General features: G+C 43.4%; 5 protein-coding genes. 2 read left to right on the plus strand and 3 right to left on the minus strand.

The annotated features are described in order from the left end of the window. Positions 1-2,154, minus strand: a complete 2,154-nt coding sequence (locus AAGA18_05815) for a biotin/lipoyl-binding protein (protein MEM9444853.1) — start codon at positions 2,152-2,154, stop codon at positions 1-3. A gap of 16 nt (positions 2,155-2,170) precedes the next feature. Continuing rightward, the gene (locus AAGA18_05820; protein ID MEM9444854.1) at positions 2,171-3,592 is read right to left on the minus strand and encodes an efflux RND transporter periplasmic adaptor subunit; all 1,422 of its coding nucleotides are present in this window, start codon (positions 3,590-3,592) and stop codon (positions 2,171-2,173) included. A gap of 113 nt (positions 3,593-3,705) precedes the next feature. Between AAGA18_05820 and AAGA18_05825 the strand changes: the two genes are divergently transcribed. Then, positions 3,706-4,455, plus strand: a complete 750-nt coding sequence (locus AAGA18_05825) for an SUMF1/EgtB/PvdO family nonheme iron enzyme (protein ID MEM9444855.1) — start codon at positions 3,706-3,708, stop codon at positions 4,453-4,455. Between the two features lie 4 nt (positions 4,456-4,459). Here AAGA18_05825 and AAGA18_05830 read toward each other — a convergent pair whose 3' ends face one another. Then, positions 4,460-5,254 (minus strand): hypothetical protein, encoded by a 795-nt coding sequence (locus tag AAGA18_05830; GenBank protein ID MEM9444856.1) that lies wholly within the window; start codon positions 5,252-5,254, stop codon positions 4,460-4,462. A 301-nt stretch (positions 5,255-5,555) separates the two neighbouring features. Here AAGA18_05830 and AAGA18_05835 point away from each other — a divergent pair, with 301 nt between their 5' ends. After that, on the plus strand, positions 5,556-22,994 hold the full coding sequence (locus AAGA18_05835; protein MEM9444857.1) for a hypothetical protein: 17,439 nt from the start codon (positions 5,556-5,558) through the stop codon (positions 22,992-22,994). The last annotated feature ends 135 nt before the right edge of the window (positions 22,995-23,129 follow it).

Genomic DNA, 23,129 nt, shown 5'->3' on the forward strand with positions numbered 1-23,129 from the left:
TTACAACTTGAGTCTGTCTTGAAGAACTTGCCTGATCAATCTCCAGCCTTGTTTGAGTAATGGTTCGTAACCAATATGAAAGCGAATTTGTCCTCTACGGTGTTGGACAAAATAAACATTTTCTTGATTCTCAAGCTCTGCATAAATCATAAAGAAAGGCTCTTTGCTTGTAACCCCCTGAGGATCTTCTTGTGAAACTTCGATTTCACCACCACCACCCCAACCTAGAGCGGGTGAAGGCAATGCTTTCTGCTCTCCGGGAATTCGAATCATATTGAGCACTTCAATTTCTTTACCAGCTTGACCTATCAGTCGGACTGAAGCACCGCGTATCGATTGAAAGAAAACATCCGCAGCTTGTGGTTGCTCTACGATAGCAACAAAGCGATAGCTAGTAGGTTTGAGGAAGACTCCGATTGGGGTGCCCTTGTGAAACCAGGCGCCGATTTGCTGGTCTAATTCAGGGGCGGCCCAAACTCCGTCATAGGGAGCTGTTATATTGAGGCGTTCTTTTTCCTCCAGATAGAATTTTAGATTTTTCCGTGCGCTTTCCAGTTTAAGCTGGACGGGTTTGATGCGAACATTTTCTTTAAAGGCTAGATTTTGCAAGGTAGCCCTAGATGCGCGTATCTCGGCCTGAGCTTGTTCAATTTTCCAGTCTAGTGCTAAGTCGCTAAACACCATGAGCTTATCACCTGCCTCTACTTTGGTGCCTGGACGCGTATAAACTTGCTCTAAGCGACCAGAGGTAGGCGCAAATAGCCGAAGGAATTTATCAGCTTCTACCACCCCGTGTGCTCTGGCATGCAGTGGAAAGGGTATAATGGCCAATAGGGTGATCGTGCCTACGAGAATTGAAAAAACGATGGTCAGGGCTCGGTTTCTAGTAGCGTCTAAGCCCGGGTCTGTAAACAGATAGTAAAAAAATTTGTACAAAGGCATAGCTAACCAAATAAATGAAGTGATAGCTGCTAAGACAATACCTAGCCCAAAGAATTGGTCAGCCACGATGAGAGCAATACTCGTTAATAGAAAAATACGATAAAGGCCTGCACTTATTCCATAGATAGCCAACCAAATGCTTTCCGAGTTAGATTGTGCAGCAGGGAGCATGTGACGGCATTTAAAGATAAATTTTTCCAAAAGGTATTTCAATTGCTGGTTGGAGCGTTGAGACATATTAGGGATTTCGATAAGGTCTGAGAGAATGTAATAGCCATCAAAACGCAAAAGAGGATTTATGTTAAATAAAAAGGTAGTGATGGATGCGATGACCATCAAATTATAGGCCATGGCATTCATAGTGGTATCCGAGGTATTGGCCCAAATGATGACAGCAATAGCTGCGAGGAAGAATTCAAAGATCATTCCGGCGGCTGCGACGTAAATGCGATTCCATTTACTGCGAAAGCCCCAACTTGTTGTAGCGTCGACATAGGGAATGGGTGTGAAGATTAGTAACATGACACCTAACGTGCGCACTTCTCCTCCTAAGACCCGGCATATCAAACCATGACCGAGTTCATGCCAAAACTTTGCAATCACACCACAGAGATAGAGCAGGAAAAGGTTTCCAGGAGATAGAAGGCCCTCTGTTTGATCAAGCGCAGCGTCCCAGTTTTCAAAGAGTTCTTTAGCTCCTAGAAAAATAACAATGGACCAAAGGATCATTCCCCAACGATTTAAGAGAGGCCTGAAAAAGGGAAGCAGTGCATTAATAAATGGAGTAGGGTCACAAAGAGAAATTTTAATAAAGAGGAAATTAAGAAATTTGCTTCGTAACTCCTTATGTTCTGCTTTACGGCGTCTTTCTGACATAGCTGAGACATCAGGAGGAAAGTCGGAGTGAATGAGGTTACCCTGTGTCAATTGGGCAAGAAGTCGGACGACTTCTTGCTGTCCGGGCGTTTCATCAGGATAAATTTCTAAACATTCATTCCAGACTTCTTCGATTGTTCGTTCGATTCGTAGTCTAGCTACAAAATGGTAGCCAGCAGGAGAAAGACGGAAGAATTTATTGCTAAATGGTTCGCTTAAAACATACCAAGGCACTCCTCTATAGCTTTGACGTTCAACTCGAACACTGGGATGTAGCTGCGCACTACGACTAGCAATACGGTGCCAAGACTCACTGAATAATGAACTCCGATTCATATTTTCTGATTGTATCCTAAAGCCACAATTTTAATCTTAAGAAATCAATAAGGCGATGGGTCATCATGTAAAGGGGAGGCTTGGTGCCAGCATTGATTTTGACAATACCTGTCATGCCTGGGCGCCACCATTCATCCGGTGGACATTCGATGCTGCAGCGAACATAAAAGACATTTTTTTTGTCGCGAGCAACTGCACTGGGCTCGATGAGTCTCACGGTGATGGGGTACTTGATTTCCGGGCGGCTCTTAAAAGCAATAGCTCCATCAGCTTTGACTAGGACTTCTTGAATATCCTCCTCTGGGATCATTGCTTGAGTATAAAGGTCTTCTAAACGGGCGATTTTCATAAGGACATCACCCTTTTCAACTGGAGCACCAATTTGTTCAGTAAGAGCTCCTTCGACGATGACACCGTCAAATGGGCTCACGATTTTTGAACGGCTTAATTTATAGCGGGTTTGTTTGAGTTCTGATTCAGACTGAGCTGCTTTAGCTGTGGCTATATGCATGTCACCAAGACTACTTTGACCAAGTGCGACTTGGGCTTCGCTTCGGTAGCGTTGCATAGTAGCCATGACTTCACTTTCTTGGAGTTTAAGTTCGCGAGTATCTAGGGCAATGAGTGGTTCCTCCTTTTTTACTTCCTTACCGGGAATGACATGGACTTCTTTGATGTAGCCTTGGAAAGGAGCGGGTAGGTTGATGAGGGCATCCGTTTTTAAAATAAACTCTCCACTGACTTTGTAAGGCCATGGGTATAGGCATAAAAAAAGAAGCACGATTGTAACGAGTAGGCCCCCAAATTTCCACCATGTGTGTTCTGGTCCAAGAACGGTAGCCAACCAGCTGCGTGTTTTGTTCTCTCCGAGAAACCACCAACCTCTAGCGTATTTATGAAGTTCTTCGAGCCTTGGTGTAACTAGGTCACAAATTAACCGAAGTGCTTCTACTTCTGTTTCTTTAAACTGCGCGTTTTCTCTTTGCAAAGTGAGTGTACCAATGACTTGGGAATTTATTCTCAACGGCATTGACAGCATATTTGTTGCACCAAATTTTTGATGAAAGTTTTGATGTTCTCGAGTGATGGTGAGTTCGTTGTCTTTAGTGGGCCAAACAACATTTTCATCTTGATCGGATGCTTCCAGCATTACCCGTTCGAGTTCTTGTGCGATCTCAGTTCTTTTTTCGATTTTATTTGAGTGACTTGTTGCTTTAAGTCTCATTTCATCGTCTTGCAAGCGGCCAATAGAAACACGTGTACAACGAAAGTGAAAAACCAATTCATTGCAAAGAGAGAGTGCTGCGTGATCGTACCGACTACTTTGGTTGAGTAACGAGATCAGGTCCAGGGTGATCCATAGAGGTCCTTCTGGCATTTGATTATGCGTCTTAGAGGGCAATGAGGATGTTGTTTCAGACTCTATACTTTCTGACATCTAAGTAGAGACTATCTCAAGGTGTGGGTGTAGTCCTAGTAAATTTTGTTTTGGGAAAACAAGAAAAGAGAGTTAAGGTTTTAAGATAAGTCTTAGATAAGAAAAAGATGTTCATGCGATGGAATTTGATATGGTTGATCAGCTTCTTTGGGGTAGTGGAGACACAAGCGCAGAAGTCAGATTTTAAAAATAGCTTAGGTATGTTGTTTGTGACAGTTCCGAACACAGAAGTTTATTTCTCTGTCTATGAAACAAGCGTAAAAGATTATCAGGTTTTTGTAAAAGAAACGAAGCGCACAGTTAAAAAGCCTTCTTTTAAGCAGAATGGGAATCATGCAGCAGTCAATGTCAGCTGGGAGGATGCGAAAGCTTTCTGTTACTGGCTAACGGCAAAGGAGAGAAAAGAGAAAATTATCTCAGCTAAACAGTATTATCGATTACCCAACGATAAGGAATGGAGCTTAGCTTCTGGGATTAAGGGTGCAGCAGATGAATTCTCTTTCGAAGATAATTTAGATTTTGAATATCCTTGGGGAAAAGAATGGCCACCGCCCCCAGATGCTGGAAATTACAGCCCTGATTTGTTTGTAGATAACTACTCCCATACCTCTCCGGTAGGCAGTTTTAAGCCTAACAAACTTGGTATTTATGATCTTGGAGGCAATGTTTGGGAGTGGTGTGAAGATATTTTTAATCAATCTCCAGATTATCGAATTCTTCGAGGGGCCTCCTGGCGTATGCGTTTGCCAAATGACCTTCTCTTGACCAATAAAATCGGTAACCGTCCGGACCTTAGGCTTTCCGTGTATGGCTTCCGAATTGTTTTGACGAAAGATAAAAAAGAAGAAGACGCACTTCAGTAGGTTGCTAACTGGCAGCACCCACTTTTTTAGCATATCCTTGAACACTTGCTAGCAGCGTAGCAAGAAAGCCTGCAATGGTAACTAAGGAGCCAATCATTTCGCCTTTGTTCAATTCTAATTGATCACCTTCTTTAAATTGGCGAGTGTGGTCGGACATTTTGCGAGTTAGGCCGAGGATGGGCTCTCCGGAATCTGATTTAGCAGGCGTTTGCGACAAAGTAATCGTTCTAATTTTAAAGATATATTTGCCATCTTGGCAGATCTCTTTTGTTGCTTTTCCTTCAAACATAATCATGCCTCTAGAAAAATCCATTAGGCTAAGAATTTGTTCTTGGAGCTCAGAAGATGCTGAGTATTTATCTTTCAAAAACTTGAATTTATCTGGGACTGGAAGATTCATAAACTCTTGACGGTCTTTGCCAGTGATTTTTTGGATTTCAGTGGCGTCGTTTTTGCCAGCAGATTTGTAATCACATAGGGCTAGCACAGTTCTGCAATCCTCTAATAGTGGCACAATGGTCGACAAAGCCTCTGTGATAAGATTTCGAGTAAGCCAATCTTGAGAAGCATTTTTTGCTGCCTCAAAGGAGCGTCTTTCTTTTTGTTGGGGTTGAACAGGAAATTGATTGGTAACACTATCGTAATCCTCTTCACTAACTTTGCGATATCCCGCGAGGTTCACCATCGCGATATCGAAAAGACGTTGATAAACATTTAGGTAACGATCTGCGATCTCGTTTAAACTAATCTTTTGTCCTGTAGGAGCTTCTTTTGTTTGGTTAGGCATGTTTGACATCATTATCTAAAACCGCAGAAGGTCAATAGTTTGTTCAGTAAGCATGCGATTATTGTATTTTTCATAAATTAATATAATTACAATAATGAAATAGAATTTATACATAAACTTTAGCATAGTTCGATGATGATTGGAGAGTTGAAATTAATCCAGTTTTATCTGATTAATACTTGATTATAACAGTGCTGTCTTCAGAATCAAACAAGTCTTTGGTTGCGAAAGACTGTTAATGTTGGGAGGGTTTAGATGGCAGGAATATTACCTGTCATCGTATCCCTATTTATACCAAAAAGAGGTAATAAATATGGCTAAGACAAAAACTAAAAATCGGAATCGCTGGAAACAACCCCGAAAGCACAAGAAAATCCCAAGGCATCTGCAATATGATTTGCAAACATTAGAGCCGAGGCTTTTATTTTCTGCCGCCTTGTATGATCCTGGAGATGGCGGCGGTTCTGGGGATAGTGATGTCGCAACGAATATAGAAACGCAGTTAACGGATACTTTTACTTTTCTCGGCAAGTATGCAGACGAGATAGGAACCGAAGAGGCAGCAGATTCCTCAGCAGTTCCTTTTTTCCAATCAAGCGTTGAGGATTTATTAGGTTTTGAGATTGAAGACTTTTTAAAGGGTGGGTCAGGTAGTGATGCATATAGCCAAGTAGTTGATGACTACTTTGACAATGCGAGTCCGGATTCCACAGGCCTTGCTGCTGACCTACAGAGCGCAGTGCAGAACACCTTTGGAGTTGGATCTGTTACGGATACAGGCTCGGACAATGATAATCTGATATTAAATTTCTCTATCGATCTGAATGAAGTTACAAAGGACCTAAAATTTGGCACCGAAGCTCAGGAGTTTTTCTTAGAATATGGAGCAGGTGCCCAAGTAAAGTTTAATGCGGATGCCATAACGTTCTCTATTAAAGCTGATTTAAGTGGAGTGGATAATGTGGCAACAGATGAAACAGATAACTCCTCTAACGATAGCCTTTATTCAGTCGAGTTTGGTGGCAGTGATAAAGACACGTTATCTATAATGGGTTCTTCGAGTCATACCAATAGTCTAGATCCCTTAACCGGATTTGGAGTTGGTTTTGGACTCATTGATGCTCGGGATGATGTAATGGACTCGGGTGGTTATGTTGCTAACACAGGCGGGACTTTCTCTTTTAATCTTCAACTTGATTTTATCTTGGAGAGTTCTTTGTCTGCTGATAGTAAGCTCAGTCTGGATGAGCTCAGAGCAATTGATACTGCTTCATCATATGAAAGCATCTACAGAGTGGATACTCCAACCGGTGCGGGTGTTAATGAAGGTGAACTCTTTTTACCAATCCAAGTAGCTAACCCAGCAGGGGATGAGTTTATTAGCGGTATTGATGGTATCACCGGAGACTTTACCTTTACCGATAACGATCTTTTTGATAGCCGTTCACCCTTGGTTCAAGCAAGTGATCAGACATTAGCTTCTTTTTCGAGGATGACTGCTGATGATCTTTTACAGTTTGTTAAAAACGCTACCTATCTCTTTGGTCAGAGTTCAGATCTAACAGAGATGCAAAATTTTCTTCCATTACTTGATCTTAACCTGGGCCAAGCGTATGATTTCCTGGAGGCTTCAGAAAAAGCATTAGTTGATCCTTTAGTCATCATTGAGAATGTATTACGCATCAAAGATGCGCCATCAACAAGTGGTGATCCACTTGATTACACGGGTAATAGTAGCTTTCAAATTTATGTCTTTTACCAAGGTGTCTTAGAAGGTGGTGCCTTGCAAATCATTACTCTCAATGCGAATAGCTCCCGTGCTTCACTGCAAGATGTTGCCGATGACTTAAATATTGCGCTCGCTGCCGCTGCCGCAGGGACCCAAAGAGTCTTCGCACGGGTAACCGAAACCGCTTCTCCTCGGCTAGAGTTGTATGGTGTAGATGCGGATACGACCTTCTTCATTAGTAGTGTGAATCCAAGTGGAGAAACATTAGATCTTGGTATTGATCCTTATGGACTGGTCTTTGCTCGAAACAATGGAACGATCTCGAGCAATCAAAATGAGAAATATCAGCTACAAGAAGTTAAGGTAGAGTCTTCCACCGCCATAGAGGTAAGTCATTTTACAACACTAAAGACTTTTACTGTAGCAATTGGCTCTGACAGCGCGACCACCATTACTTTGCCTCCAAGTGTTTATGGCTCTATGGCAGATTTTGTATTTGCCTTACAATCGGCTTTAGCGGAGGCTGGCGTCTACGATGCGAGCACGGGCGAGGGAATTGAGGTGGATGAAGCTACTTCCGGGGATAGTCAGGGCTTCGGGGTAACTTTTTCTATTAGTGGTTCTCGTTCAGGGGAAACACTAACGCTTGGGGGTAGTGATGTGGGGATTTTCCAGTTAAGTGCGACAAGTGGAGCGAGCTCCTATACCTCGGCAACTCCTGTAGAACTCTCTCCTTTTGAGTCGGGGTTATCTCTGACTATTTCATTCAGCTCTCAGCAGGCTGGGCTATTGGCGACAACTACAGAGACTATTTCGATTCCCGCAGGAAAATATGCGTCCGTCGATGATGTGATTTTTGCTATTCGCGAAGCTCTTCAAAGCAATGGTCTTTATGATGCTTTTACGAATACGGGGATATTGATTGAGAAGATTCCTGTGGGTGGTGGCGAAGGTATACGTTTTTATACCTCGGCAGAGGTTTATGAGCTAACCATTTCTACCTCTAGTAATAGCCTCATAGGATTATCCAGTACGAGTGAAAGCGCTACGGCGGCTTACATTGATATTGATGTGAAGCAAGATGGCAATGCATCCGCAACGACTACTCGAGTTTACATCAATGGCAACACAACGACAGATCTTTTAGGAAATTCCACCAACACCTCTGTTTCAGACTTTGTTAGTGATGTGCAAAGTGCTTTGACTCGAGCAGGTTTAAGGGACTCTCTTTCTGGAACTGGAGTGGATATTCGCTCCTTTGACCAGAATGGGAGTTCAACTGATTATTTAGAATTCTTTGCATTAAATCCAGGTGCCGGTTCTGGCTTTATCCAAGAAATTTCGACTGGAGCTTCTGCTTCATTTGGTATGGATGACTATAACTTAGATGGATTGGCTGCCCAAGTAATGGCTTTATCTGCCGAGGATCAAAAACCTCGGTTTAGTAATGTGCAAGAATTTGTCGCGCTCCTTAATCAATCTACGGGATTACCACAGGTCAGTGTGGACCTTAATGGCTCCGCTGATGGTGTGGAGATCAGCCGTTGGTCTGCAAATACGACCAGTGTTGAGGTTACAGGTGGAACCGGGAAAGGTTTTCTCAATTTAGATGCGGATTTAGTAGATAATGCTAACACAGAAATCACTTCATCCAGTGCTGTAGATCTAAGTAACTTTACGGTCGATACGACCTTATTCGTTTCTGTAAATGGGGCTGCTGCAGTGACAGCTACCATTAAAGGAGATACATATAATTCTATGGCTGATTTAGTGGACGCTATATCCATAGCGCTACGTGAAGCAGGGTTGGCAGATGGTCTTCTTTCCTCCCCTGCAGTCTATAATGGCGGGGACATTGTCAATGGGGTCTCTCCTTATTTCACCTTTCCCATCCACCTCTACGTAGACGAATACTTTGGGGATGAAGGGTTGGCAGATCTCACTGATGTCGATATGCGATTTGAGTCCAGCTATGGAGAAACAGCGACGGGGCAGATAAGTAATCTATCAGCCGAAAAACAAGTCACGGTATCCCGCTCCTCAGAAATTAGTTTTGATTTGGGCCTCAATTTAATTCAGCCGAAAACAAGCAGTGAGGAGCTTGTCGTAGAACTACCCGTTATCATTCAAGACTGGGATGGGCAGCTTGATTCGTACGATGCTCTCTTTAAGGTGATACTTGACGATGGTGTGGTACACGACGTTCTCGTTTTAGCGAGTGATACGGCTCTTAACACAAGCACAGAAGACTTTGTTGCGAATATTAATGCCGCACTGAGTGCAGTTGATATCGGTGGTGGAGTTATGCTTAGCTCGCTGGTAGTAGCTTCTTTGGACATGGTCAACGACTTTGAACGAGATGTGATTCGCTTCACAACCGTGGCGGGGTCAAGTCGTAGCTTAGCAGTCGAAGTTCCTGAATACATTTCAGAAGATACGACCTATAATAATGATGCTGCCGTTAAGTTAGGTTTTACGACGAATGTTTCAACAGGTAATCTCGATGATTTTGATGTATTAGCGGGTGCTACGCAGATCGATGCTTCAGGAGTTCTTCCCAACAATCCGGATTATGATGTCTACTACCGCGTTAAGCTAGAGGACTCAGTTACGGGGGCAACAGATGCTTTTGTCTTTTCAACTAAGGCTACTGACACTTCGGGTAATACGAACCTAGCCCAGTTGATTGTTGACATAAACAATGCCCACAGCTCTGTAGATTTTGAGGCATTTGATAATGGAGGAAACTTAGGGTTCCAAATTCTTGGAGTAAATTACGATATTATTAGAGTTGATGTGGCTAAAAATCAATACTTGGCTACGGAAACAGACCCCATCATTGCCGACAACCCCGTTGATGTAAGCGATTTTGTTCTAGCTACGGATGCATTTTTTGAGTTTATCCTACCTGATGGAACCAGTCAGATACTGACCATTGAAGTCGAGGACACAACAGATAACGCCAGTTTAGATGACTTGGTCAATGACCTCAATCAGGCGATCCAAGCAACTTCCGCCCTCATGGACAATGGGGTTTATCAAAAGATTATCGCCTTCATTGAAGGCGTTGGGGGTAATAATCATTTAGCTTTCCGTTTAGATACGACAAATGTCTATCCCTCTGGTGGTGATTGGCGTATGACGGTCATTGCTCAATACAACGAGTCTGTTACGAATGCTGCAAGCTTTGAGCTGGCAATGGCGGAAGAGACTTATCGTGACACAAGGTATGCATTGATCGGACCTATTATTGGAAGCTTAGCTGATGCAGACAGTATTTTGGTTAATGATTTTCTATTGGATATTTCAATTAATGGCTCAGATTATGAAACAGTTACGGTTTTGGCCTCTGACACCTCGGCAAATACCAGCATTGGAGATCTCATTGCAGACATCAATACTTCCCTGGCTAATACTTCAATTACCGTGGCGGGCAATAGCTACACGGTTAGCCAATTCATTGATGCTATTGCTTTGAGTGGAGGAGATGTAGTCCAGCTTGCAGTTAGGGATGATGCACCTGTGCCTTTGCTTAATGTTCGTTTTGATCCAACTACTGATTCTAACAATGGCTATATAGATTTAGGCTTTTCTTCAGAAGAGTCACAGATAGGTATCCGCGGTTCTGATGCCACTCTCGATAATATTTTCTTAACTGGCCGAGCGGAAGTTAGAGATGCAGACGTAAGTGGAAAAGGTTCCCTAGGTTTTGCAGATTTCAGCTTTGATCATACCGATTTTGATGCCATTACCGAAACAACTCTAGGACTCACTGGCAATATGACAAGTATGCTGGATTTAATGAGATACCTAGGGTCTTATGAAGCTGAGTATAGCGCAGTAGAGATAGATCATAGCCTAACCATTGAAGACGATACTTTTGCAAGAGTAGAGTTTCAGGATCTGGCTTTCTTGGAAGATAGTGTTACGGAAAATACTCTAACTGGCCTAACCTTTGATCCAACAAGCACGATAGTGCTTGCCTATCAACCTAATGGGAATGGGGCCTCTTCGAGCATAGGAGTAGGTGGCTCGGATTTATTCAAACTTCCTGAAGCTGACCTTTCTTTTAATAACACAAATGACATCGAGTTAATCAGTCGGCTGACTTTTGATGACATTGCGCTTTCTCTCTGGCATGTAGGGGATTTCATCAGTGACTGGATGAATAATGATCCTAATGGGCCATTTGCAGCTAATCTCTTTTTTGCCAAGACGGGAATCGTTGATGTTCAAGATTTTGGGGAAGAATTCAGCGCCATCATGGCGCAACTATGGGCTAATCCTCCTGAAAATTTACAGGAGGTACAGCGCGCTCTAGAGTCTGGACTAAACTTAGATGCGGGGGATGTGACGGTTGAACTGGTGACATCTGGAAGCGGTTCCACTTTCAATGCGAGTTTACGTGTGGCATTCGACTTCATCACGACCTTTGCCTCAACGCTTCCCCTTTACATTGATCTGGCAATGTTATCGGATCGCAGCTCTAACTCTGGCTTAGTCAAGCAGAGTTTACTAGGTCTCTCTTCATTATCGAGTAGTTTGTCTGATCCCATGGAAGTGGAGTTGGAGGGACTCTCTAAGCTCCAACTAGATATGGATCTTGTGCTAGTAGAGAACGGAGAAGTTATAGAACCAAAGGCTATCCTGAATCAACCAAATTCAGGTGAGTTTTTTGAAACGAAATTTTTTGTAACTGGAGATTCGTACACAGGAGACCTTCCTGCCGGAGCTAACCGACTTAGACTTGGTTACAGCTGGTTTGATGAGACAGGACGTGAAGTTCTAGCCCCTGACACAGGAACAGCCCCTGTTGGTGCAACTGTTGCGACGACAGGCGAGCTCGCAGCTACTTATGATGATGCAACAGATAGACTTACTTCTACGAGTGTCGGAGCCCTTGTCGTAGATGGAATCACGCTTACAGAACAAGGAAGCGACGGAGCACCTGGTGATTATGTCCTTGTAAAGGACCAAAGTGATCCTACGCAAAATGGTCTTTATGAAGTGATCGAATCTGGTGATGGCGCAACCGCTTGGATACTAGAACGCACTGATAGTGATTTGTCCTGGCTCAAGGTCAGTGTGAATTCAGGGTCTATCTTTGGGGACCGCATCTTCATGGTGAAAGATATTTCTAATGTTGATGTTGTTGCTGCTGCCACGACCTCTGTAGGAAATTCTTACAATCTTCAGTCATATCCTTTCCTCAATTATATTGATGCAGGTTCTAGCTTAACCATTGATGGAGTGACCCCTGAGCATGGGGACTTTGTTTTACTTACAGGACAGCAATTGGGATCAACGGGTGCTCCTAATGGAGTTTATCAGGTTCAGATCAATTCAGGTACTTATGAGCTGTATCTTATGGACATTGGCCAAGGGACTATTGGGCAAGCGGATGTCACGGGTGGCTCTCTTGCCGGGAATTCTTATTTTGTCGATTTCAATAATATTACAAACAACATTCAGCAGCGCGGTGTTGCAGAATTGACACCTTACAACGTTGTAGAGCTTCGCTCAGCTGCTGTAGCCGTGAGCGAAGGTGGAGAGGTGGCTTTACCAGATGTGAATGGCACACCGCAAATTTATGATACTGACGAAACGACTCTGGATGAAAATGATATTCCTGCAGCAGACTTTACAGTTGAAGTTTCTACAACTGAGGAAGTCGCTGGTACATTTAGCGGCGGCACCATCACTTTGAATGTATTGTCCGCCCCAGTAATAGATGGTGTGACTTTAGCTGCAGGTGATTTGGTCATGGTGAATCATCAAGGGGATGGCTCTCAGAACGGTATTTACCAATTAACTGAATCCAGCGGAATTTGGACTTTAACTCGTGTGAGTACTTATGATGATTTATCAGATACCCTTAATGTAAAGGTCACGGTTGCTAGTGGGACGACATATGGCGGTTTCGAATTTAAAATGGCGGAGACAATCTCTGAATTTAATGCCTCAATTGTTCGTTTTTCTAAGTTGATAAAGCCTGCTTCCTTTATCATCAACTTATCTGATTTTAATGGGACGAAAGATAAACAGCTCCCTTATCATGCGGTAGCCGCTTCTACATCAGATCTTTTGGTGAGTGCCGATGGCAGTTCGACTGCTTCTTTTGATTTATCAACGGGAACCATAACAGCAGACCAAAATGGCTCACTCAATCGCTACGTCACTCAAGTTTGGGACGAACAGACGGGGCAAGTGATTAATATTATCGGTATTGATGGGGTGACTAATTTACGAGTGGGAGATCGAGTTTTGTTGAAGGATATTGGTCGAACCGAGCTCAATCCCTCAGGAGCTAGTTATGGTTCCTACACCGGTGATTATCGAAATGGTATTTACGAGGTGGTATCTTTGGGAGGCAGCACCTCCCAATGGGAGTTAAAGCGCGTTGATTTTGCCGACGAGGCCTCTGAATTTGACCAGTTGAAGATTGGGGTTCAGCGTGGTAGCTACAATTTAGATACGCGTTATATTCAAACACTTTTTAATCCTCTCAGCTTAGGTGCAGGAACGAATATTGGATTCACGGATGATATTGCTTTTGTTTATGGGAACTACGATAGTAACGGCAACTTAGTTGGTAGTTGGGTTGATTTTTCTGCTGACGGAAATGCGGCCGCCGCACTTCCCTTGAGTGTTGTCATGGTTCCATCTGGTGGCGGAGAGACGGTGATTACCAAAAACCTGGCTAGCCTAACTGATGATGAAAAAGAGGCACTAGGTCAACTTGGTGAAGCTATTCTGGAAGATGATCTTTATCTTGCGGCACCAGATCTAGATGCGTTGAAAATCTTTGTTGCAGATGATACCGATGCGTCTGACGATGGATTTGCTGGTTCTGGCCTGGAGAAATTTTTCGATACTTCAGATATAGCGGTGACTTTTGATCCACTACCGGATTTATTTCGCACGGTACCTCCCTCGGACGTACTTTCATTAGTTCGAGATTGGGTTTTTATGGGGGATGCATTAGATCTCGCCTTGTTTAATCTTCAATTTGCCATGGATCAGGCGCTAGGTATTGAGGTGCCTTTGCTCGGAACCAGTCTGCCTAGTTATACCGGCTTTATCGAGGAGTTTCGAGACGATTTAACAACCCGAGTACGTGAGAATTTGCGCCTAGACACTTTAAAGCCTGCCAATGCTATCCGCGATGCTCTCTACGCCGCACTTGGACCTAATGGTCTGGGGTATCTCACAGATATCACCGATATTGTGGTAATGGCAGGCGATACGGTTTGGGATATTGATAATACTTCGGATACGACTTTTTATGGGACAACGGCTGAAGGGCTCTTGTTTGAGAAGGTGAGTCAGAGTTCACTAGAGTTTTCCTTTAGCATTAGTAAGTCTTTGGATACTGATGCAACAGCAGTGGCGATTGACTCCATAGAAAGTGGAGATCAAAGTATCGGGCTGTCTATATCCAATAGCACGGTTTCTCAAAACAGTGACGGGGTGGTGACATCGACTACGGGCGGTGTTCAGCTCAAACGTTCGTTTGAGCTTAATTTTGGTTTCGGTATGGATATCTTAGACGGATTCTATATTTTTAATCCAACTCAGACTGACTCTTTAAGTCCTCCAACTAGCGATCTAATAGAAATTGGAATAGAAGCTCAACTAGATGGAGATATCAACACCCCTGGGATTCAAGCTTTTGTTCAAAGCGATAGCATTAGTCAGTTGAATCAGTTATCTATGTCTGTGGCAGATGGACGAATTGATTACAGCACGGATGGTCGTGCTTCAGGATTTTTTGGAACCTACGAGTTTAATTTAAATGTAGATGATACTCAACTTGCCACTGGATCCCATAGCAGAGTTGGGCGCAATAGTGTCGGAGTGACGACCGATCAACTCCGCAATAACGAAGTGCTCGGGCCTGAATCTGAAGCAGATACCTTGTTGAATTTTGAAATTAATGCGGATGCCGACATTCATTTATTAGCAGAGACAGCACGTGACTCTTTGATTCCTTCCTATCAAATGGATATCATCATGGCCAAGCGCTATGGAACGGGTTACGCGCCTTTGGTGTTTGATAATAAGTTAGCAGGCTTGGGAACCAGCGCTGAGGCTCAAGCTTTGGGAGATAAGATTATCGATGCTGCTAATGGAGTCACCGTGGAAGGAGATGCTGACTACCCTACAGATGCAGATTTCCAATCCTCTTCACCAGATTGGAGAGTCAATAGAGATACTCTTACGGATAATGCTCAGGAGGGGCAAACATTCCTTGCTTTCCAGAACATTACTATTGATATCAGAGATTATCTCAGTGGACCTATCTATACGTTGCTTCAGTACTATGATGAGGGGACCGAAGAAATTCGCCCTTATATTGAGTTTCTAACAAGTCCTGTTCCCGGAACAGAGTGGATGGCCGAGCCTTTCACAGTTGGAGATTTCTTGGGTCCTGAATTCCAAATATTTCTATCAGTTATTAGTACGCTAGACAGCTTGCTAGGACCAGTCGTCCAATATGCTCAGGTTAATGAAAGTGGCTCGAGTCGATCTCGAGTAGGCATAGGAGGAACCTCTGATGGAATTTCCTTGGGTGTTGAAAAGGCATTTGAAAATAATGCTTCTTCATCCGGGAACAAAGAACGCTTTGATCGATATGATGAAGCATCAGATCAACGTGCTTACGACGAGCAAACACGAGGGTTGTTAGATGAACTTCCTGCAGGTGAAAGTGAAAGCTCATCTGACAATCGCAGTGCTCTCAGTAAGTTTGGAGATACATTAAATGAGAAGCTGACAACACCCAATAAGTTTAGCGAGAAATTTGAGCAAGTCAGAGATGGAGATGTTGGTTGGTTAAAAAATAATGACAATCCGACGGGCGTAAAAGACAAACTTTTAAATGATGTTAAATCACAAACTCGTGATTCCCTGGAGTCTGATGACCAAGGCACCTCGAAACAGATTGAGGCGGGTATTTCCGGTGGAGGCTTCCAGCTCGAAGCGCTTTCCGTTAATACCGCACTGACTTTATTTAATGGGGGAACAGCTGATTTATTGCGCATAGAAGTTCCTCAGGTCTCCGTATCCTTTACCATATCCAGATATTTTCCGCTGCCTGCGTTTCCACCTCTGGGAGTCACTCTTGGCTTTACCATAGAAATTTTTGTTCAATTGAGTTTTGGATTTGATGATAGAGGATTCTACTGGACAGATCGTGATACTTCAGGATTAACGCTTGAGGAGAGCGAGCGCATTCCAACTTTTGGTTTTGCAGGAACATTTTCAGTGGGTGTTGCCCTGAATTTAGGATTGATTGAAGCGGGCATAGAAGCCTTCTTTGAAGTTGGAGTAGAGTTTTATTGGAATACACCAGAGAACAGCAGTAAGTTGAGGCAAGAGGAGATTAACTGGTTGTTTGACAACGGGAGGTCTCTCTTTGATATCCGAGTCTATGGTAAAGTAGGGGTGGAAATCTATGTCGACCTAACGATTCCCATTCCATTTGTCGGCCCGATTACAAAGCGTATTTTCTCACAAACCTTCGAAGTTTTTCTTTTCGATGAGTTCATTGACTTTGATAGTGGCGTGATTCAGCTTGCTCAGCAATCAGGTGATACGTTGCGCCTCAATATGGGGACTTATGCGAGTGATCGTATCTTTATTGATGTAGATGATATCAGTGAAGTTTACAGAATCTACAGTATTGATACAGATGGCTCTGCCAATGGTGAAGATATTATTGTGGCCTACTATGGAGCGGATCGAACCTATTACAGTAAGTATACAGGTATTAAACACATCTATGGCTATGCCGGAGACGGACAAACGATTATAGATGCTGGAGGTTCTCTGTCCGGTGTGGATATTGACTTTGAAGAGGGTGGAAGTTTTTCTGGTGACCTTTCGGCTCTGAAATATGCCAGTGTGAATTTCTTTGGCGGTGACGGTTCTACCTTTTTACGCACAGCAGGAACTTCTCAATGGGGACGTTCTCGTTTAGACGCAAAAGAAAGCTCAGGAACTCTGGATGCTACCCAAGCTACACGAGGCACTGTCCTAATAGCTGGTCAAGGCAATACCGTTATTCAAGGTAGCCAGTATGATGATGACATTGTTTCTAATATAGGTTCGGATATTCTGAGAGGTAATGGAGGCGGAGATACTTTTCATTTCTTAACAGAATTCGGTCGCGACAGAATTTATGTGAGTGGAGACAATAATACGGTTTCCTTTGATGATGGTTCTTTAAGCGGTTTTGCAGTAGGCGGTGACTATGTCTTACCGACTCATACAGTTGGAGCTAAATTTCAGTTTGGGCCATTAGTCCAGAGTGTTAAATTGGACACACACACCGCATTTTTTGCGGTTGATCCGAGTGGTGTTGATCGCATTGATACTTGGGTAGGAACTGCGGGTGATGATATTTGGAATGTTTTTTACTTTGCTCCAGGTACTAAGAATGATCCCCTGAAATTGGTTAGTAATGGTGGTAGTGATTTCTATAGTGTGTTTTTAGGAGATCCATTAAAGGTATATAACAAAAATGCTGATGATAATGCAGGTAAGATCTCAATCGATGACTCTTTAGGAACAGGAACGCTTTTACTGACGCAGACTTTTGCCGATTCTATCACCTATAGCTCGACCACTGTAACAAACGGAAGAGAGTTAATGGAAATGACTGATATTGAAACAGTCAATCTGGATGCAGGCGATTCCACTTTATTCTGGGGTAGTAGTGGAACGACCACGGATATCATTGGAGGAACCATTACAACAGGCCGTATCATTATGTTAGGGGATGTCAACTTAACAGGGACTGTAGATGTGGTCTTAAATCTAAATAGGACGTTCACTATTGATCACCAACTCAATATCCAGAACGGGACATCGTCTGATTGGCGGGATGTTTACATTAACATCGAAAATCCTAACCCAAACCTGGAGTCTAATTTGCTCATTGGTTCTACTGGAAGTCTCTTGCTTTCAGATTCTGGATCTGCGGGAGATGGATATGGTCATTTTTATATCTATGTGCCTACGGGTTATGTTCAAAATCAAAACGATGTCTCTGGAGGAATCATTAAGGCGACCAATGGTTATATTGAAATTCGGGCACGCAATGGCATAGGCTCAGTGGCCAGTTCACTTCAAGTGAATTCTGAGCGCTTCTCGGGATCCACATCTTCGAGTGACAATTTTTCCGGCTTGGACGGAATATATGTTTATTCACCTGAGGATTTAAATATTCGTGCGTCACAAAACTTAGAAGGGGTTTCCACGGTGGATGGTGCCATTCTTCTTGAGGTTGCTGCCGGAAGTAAACTGACCTATGGAGATATTGAGGCAGGCGGTGCAAAAAATATTACGCTTATAGCTGATGATATTGAACTAGCCGGAGCTTATTCAGTCGACAGAATAAGCACCTCGACATCCTTGCAGACGGTTGAAAAAGTTCGTTATGAGACAGTATGGGAGTGGGTAGAATATACTAAGACAGTCAATGTATTATTCTTCAGTTTTACTTATTCTTTCTGGAGGCAGGAGCAAGTTAACAAGGAAATTACCTATACGGTAGAAGAGCTGGTTACAACTACTCTTGTGGATACCTTTAATTTTGCTGCGGGAGTTGGTAGTATTACGGGAACCGGACAGATAACTATCTTAAACCAATCGGATCTCTTTAATATAGAGGTTGGTGATACCACTGATTCTGGAAATCCCAATACGCTATTCCTTACCAAAGATGTGCTTGATAGTTTGCAGACCGGCTTCCAGTTGATTCTCATTGGAAACGCACAAGGAACAAGCAGTAGTGATAAGGAGACAGACCTGGTTTCTATAAAGAATTACGCATTTCAAGACTCGGTGCGTTTTAGAGGCTCCCAAATCCAAGCGGGTGTTACTTCTCAAACACTGAGTTCGGAAGGCGCATTGGAATTTGTGGCTTATGATGCCTTTGACGTAAGTGGGGGAACAGGATCCATTAGTTTTGTTTCAGGTGCTCTATACGAAGCGCTAAGTATTGTGGTAAATGCCGATGGAGATATCGACGCATTAGGAAGCTTTACTTCGGATGCTGCCCTAAATGGCACCATCATTTTCAACGCTGGTATAAATGATGGGACAGGGAATGTCACGTTAACAGGTTCTTTTAATGCGACAGGAACTGGCTCCACCTTAGAGGCTATTACGGGCTCCACGAGTGGAGATATTCTCATAAAGGACTCCGCCTCCTTCAATATTGATGAAAAAGTGACGTTGAATGCCAATCTTGGAACTATCACTCAAGAAAGTGCCTCCGGTAGGATCGTTGTAAATAAATTGGAAGTTTTGGCCGCAGGAGCGATTACTATACGCACAGATATTCAAGAACTGGTAAATGCCTTTATAGATGGAACTGGTAATTTAACTCTTGATGAATTAGATGACTTAACACTTACTGCGGCTCGCACCAAAGATGGTGACATAGATATTACAACTGGAGGCAATCTTCTTCTTGGACAAGTCTATGCTGGAGTCGTTAATACATCATCGATCATTCCCGGAGATTTACATGATATCATGATAAGTGCTGGAGGGACGGTCTATGAAGTCACTGATAGTGACGCAATGAACTTGTTTGCAGATAAGCTAACGGTCAATGCTCTAGGGGACATAAACTTTGATACACAAGTTCACACAGTCGATATTGAATCTAAGCCAACATCCGGCACGGGTAATATATTCTTTAAAAACTTCGCTCTCCTTGGAGCTTCTTTAGTGGCAGAGCAAATTCTAGCGGATAATGGTCAAATATCTGTTGAGTCGGATACTTCTCTGATTGCCACTAATATACAGACAAATCAAGGATCCGGTGTAACATCCACTACCAATAGCATTACGCTCGATGTCACGGGCGATCTTACAGTCGGGGATATTAGCACAGAAGGCTACGCAGATAGCTTTATTAAAATCAATAATGGTATTATCCAGAAAGCGGGGTCTGGCATGTCTTTGGTTACAGCAAGAAATCTTGAAATTGATATCATCAGTTCAGCCACTACAGGCACAGATGCGGTCAATATTGATCTTCAGGTAGAAGAACTTATTGCTCTTATGTCTGGTGGAATTGGGGATTTCCGATTCGCAAGCGAAACGGACCTCGTTGCTCGTAACATTGTAAATCTTGGCTCAGGTAATGTTTTCATTACGGTGGCTAACGCGGTAACGGATCCCTCATTATCTGTGGAACGCATAGATGCTGCTTCAGGTGATATCACTTTATTAGTTGATGGCTCGCTTATCGATCTGGATGACGGGACCATTTTGGATGGAACTGGTGGAATTCTTACAAAGATCACCGGAAATAATTTAGTGGTAGTTTCCGGCGGGCCAACATCCTTAGATACTGGAGTTAGCACTCTCGATGTTCAAGTGGGTGGAGTTGGTGAGCTCTATGTTCAAGAAGTTGATGCCTTGAATCTAAACCGCGCGACCACTACTAGCGGGAATATCACTTTTGATATTGGTTTGCCAGGAGATACAAGCGGGTCACTCTTTGTAGACTTCTTATCTGCAGGTGGTGGCGCTGATGATGCTACGATTACGACCAATGGAGGAGCACTTCGGACGCTGAATACTGGAGTAATTAAATTACTGCAAGCCAACGTTCTTACGGCTACTACTAGAACCGGTGTGGGAGATGGGACGGATGTCTTAAACACAGATATCAATACCTTAATTGCAACGGTAACCAATGCGGGCCGTATTAACATTAATGAAATCGATGGTATCCTGCTTTCGAATCTAGATGTTCAGGTTGGTTCTATTTTTATAGATGCTGGTGGAGCAATTGTTCATGACCTTGTTACTGCGGTTGATACTTCTGGTGGCAGTTCTTCCGTCGCTATTGTCGATCTTGAAACAACTACTGGTGCGATCACAGCGTTGAATGGGGCGAGCCTGATCTTTGCGCAGGATCTTATTCTGGAGACTCCTGACCTCATCAATGTCATCACCAATGTCGGAACTGTCGATGCCCTGTCCTTAGTGCTTGGAGATGTCACGATCTTGGAAACAGATGATATTGATGTGCGTAGTATCATCGCAAATGATGGCTCTGTAGATATTGATGCAGGGGGTGGTATTTTAGTAGATACAATCACGACGGATGACACAACGGCTCAAGTAGATTTGACAGCGGTGAGTGGATCTATTGGAAGGTATGGAACACTTGGGCCCGTGTTAGGGCGTATTGTTACCAACGAATTGGTTGCCGAAGCGGCTACTGGGATCGCTATGTTTTCAGATACCAACTTCTTGACTGCTACTATTACAGGTGCGGCGGGAAATATAGAAGTTGATGAACTTGATACTCTAACTATACGCACGGCCAATACTCCCAACGGAACATTTGATCTAGAAGTTGGAGATCGAATTGAGGTAGATCCTGCCGTCACTTTGCCTACACCTCATGTCGTGGCTAATACCTCCATCTTCAATTCAGTCAATGGTATTGCTACTGCAGCAGGATTCTTGAACGTGAGTGCGGATATTATTGATGCAACGGCAACAGCTTCAGGCGGTATCTATATCTATAATTTAAAAGATGTTGAGTTGCGTTATGTCCTAGCGGAAGACGGTGAAATACTGATCACGAATGAAGGAAATATCTTAGCTCGTGACGTGCGGACTGGCGTTGATGACGAGGCAAATGATATTCTCTTAACAACGCTTGCAGGCACCGGTGGGGATATTGTGATTGATTACATTGGAGCGGGTCATAATGGAGGGATACCAGGTGATTTTGCTCCGTTTTCAGCTGATGTAATTCTTGACTCAGATGGTGCCATTGAAGGGCTTGATCCCTCTACTATTCAGTTCTTAGCTCACGTCATGGGTGAACGAGTAGATCTCACGGCTGAGACTGGTGTAGGCAATATATTCTCCCCAATTGTCACGGCTCGAATTTTTAGCGCAAATACTACCAGTGGTTCTATGAACTTTACCGTTGCCACTTCTAACACCATTCAATTTATCGATTCTTCTACAGGTAATGGTACCATCAGCTTTACCCAAACGGGATCAGGTGATCTCTTTGCTACCAATATTTCAGCAAATAATGGAGGCATTAATTTAGCAGCATTGGGTGGTGGTGATATGACTTTTGATTTGATTACCACTACGAATGGTGATTTTACTGCAACTGCCGGCCCACAATCACAACTGACAGCACTTAATATAAATATTGGTGGTGATGCGGAGTTTACTTCAGATAATATGCAGTTCTTGGCTGGTCCAGGCAGTCTCATAGGATCAGGGTCTTTGACTATGCGTCCATTTAGCCCAGGGGTTAGTCCATGGATCACGTCTATTCCGAGTTCCAATCAGTTTGGTGATCCAAGCTTATTAGAGATTACCGAACGTGAGCTGCGAGCAGCGGAGGGATTCCTTCAAGACTTGATTATTGAAGCTGCCGAGGGAGATGATGCAGCCCAAAGATTCTCCGGCTCCGGTATTACTGCACCTACCTTAGGTGAATCTGGCACTAATCCTGGATTCTTGAATAATTTTAGCACGGATCCCGTTTCAACGAACCAAACTTTCCGTCTCGTCGATCTTTTGATAGGTAGCCAAGGAAGCTTGGTGTTTGGAGGTGATGACGAAGAAAGCGTGGGCTTATCTGGGATTACCCCAACCCCCACTAATTTAGCTTTAGGGTTTGATGGGCCAAGTCTTGAATTTGATACGGAAACTTTAATTGTTGCGGAGGGTCAGGGCAATCCTGAGGAGCTTCCAGAGGAAGGCAATGTCCCTCCTGAAAACGGTGATGGAGAGAACAGCCAAAATCAGCCTCAGAGCCAGCAAACTCAGGATGGTCAACAGCAAGAAAATTCTGAAAATAGTGAATCAGAAAATAATGACGACCAAGCCTCAGTTCCAGAGACTTCTCTAGGGGTTTGGACTGCAGGTGCTCTACTATTAGTGCCGGTTGTCAAAAGTGTCGATATGTTGGCTAAAGCGAAAAAGGCTGTTAAAACTATGATGTCTTTGTTCTAGAGCATTTCCAATTTCAGTGCTTACATCTTTGTCGCTATTTCTGCAAAGATAGGAGTCTGTGGTTATCTGATATTTAGGAATGCAGCCAAGATAGATGACTATCTGCAGTGGCGTGACAGTAAGGATATTTTATGT

The sequence above is a fragment of the Verrucomicrobiota bacterium genome, from assembly GCA_039192515.1.
GTDB lineage: Bacteria > Verrucomicrobiota > Verrucomicrobiia > Methylacidiphilales > JBCCWR01 > JBCCWR01.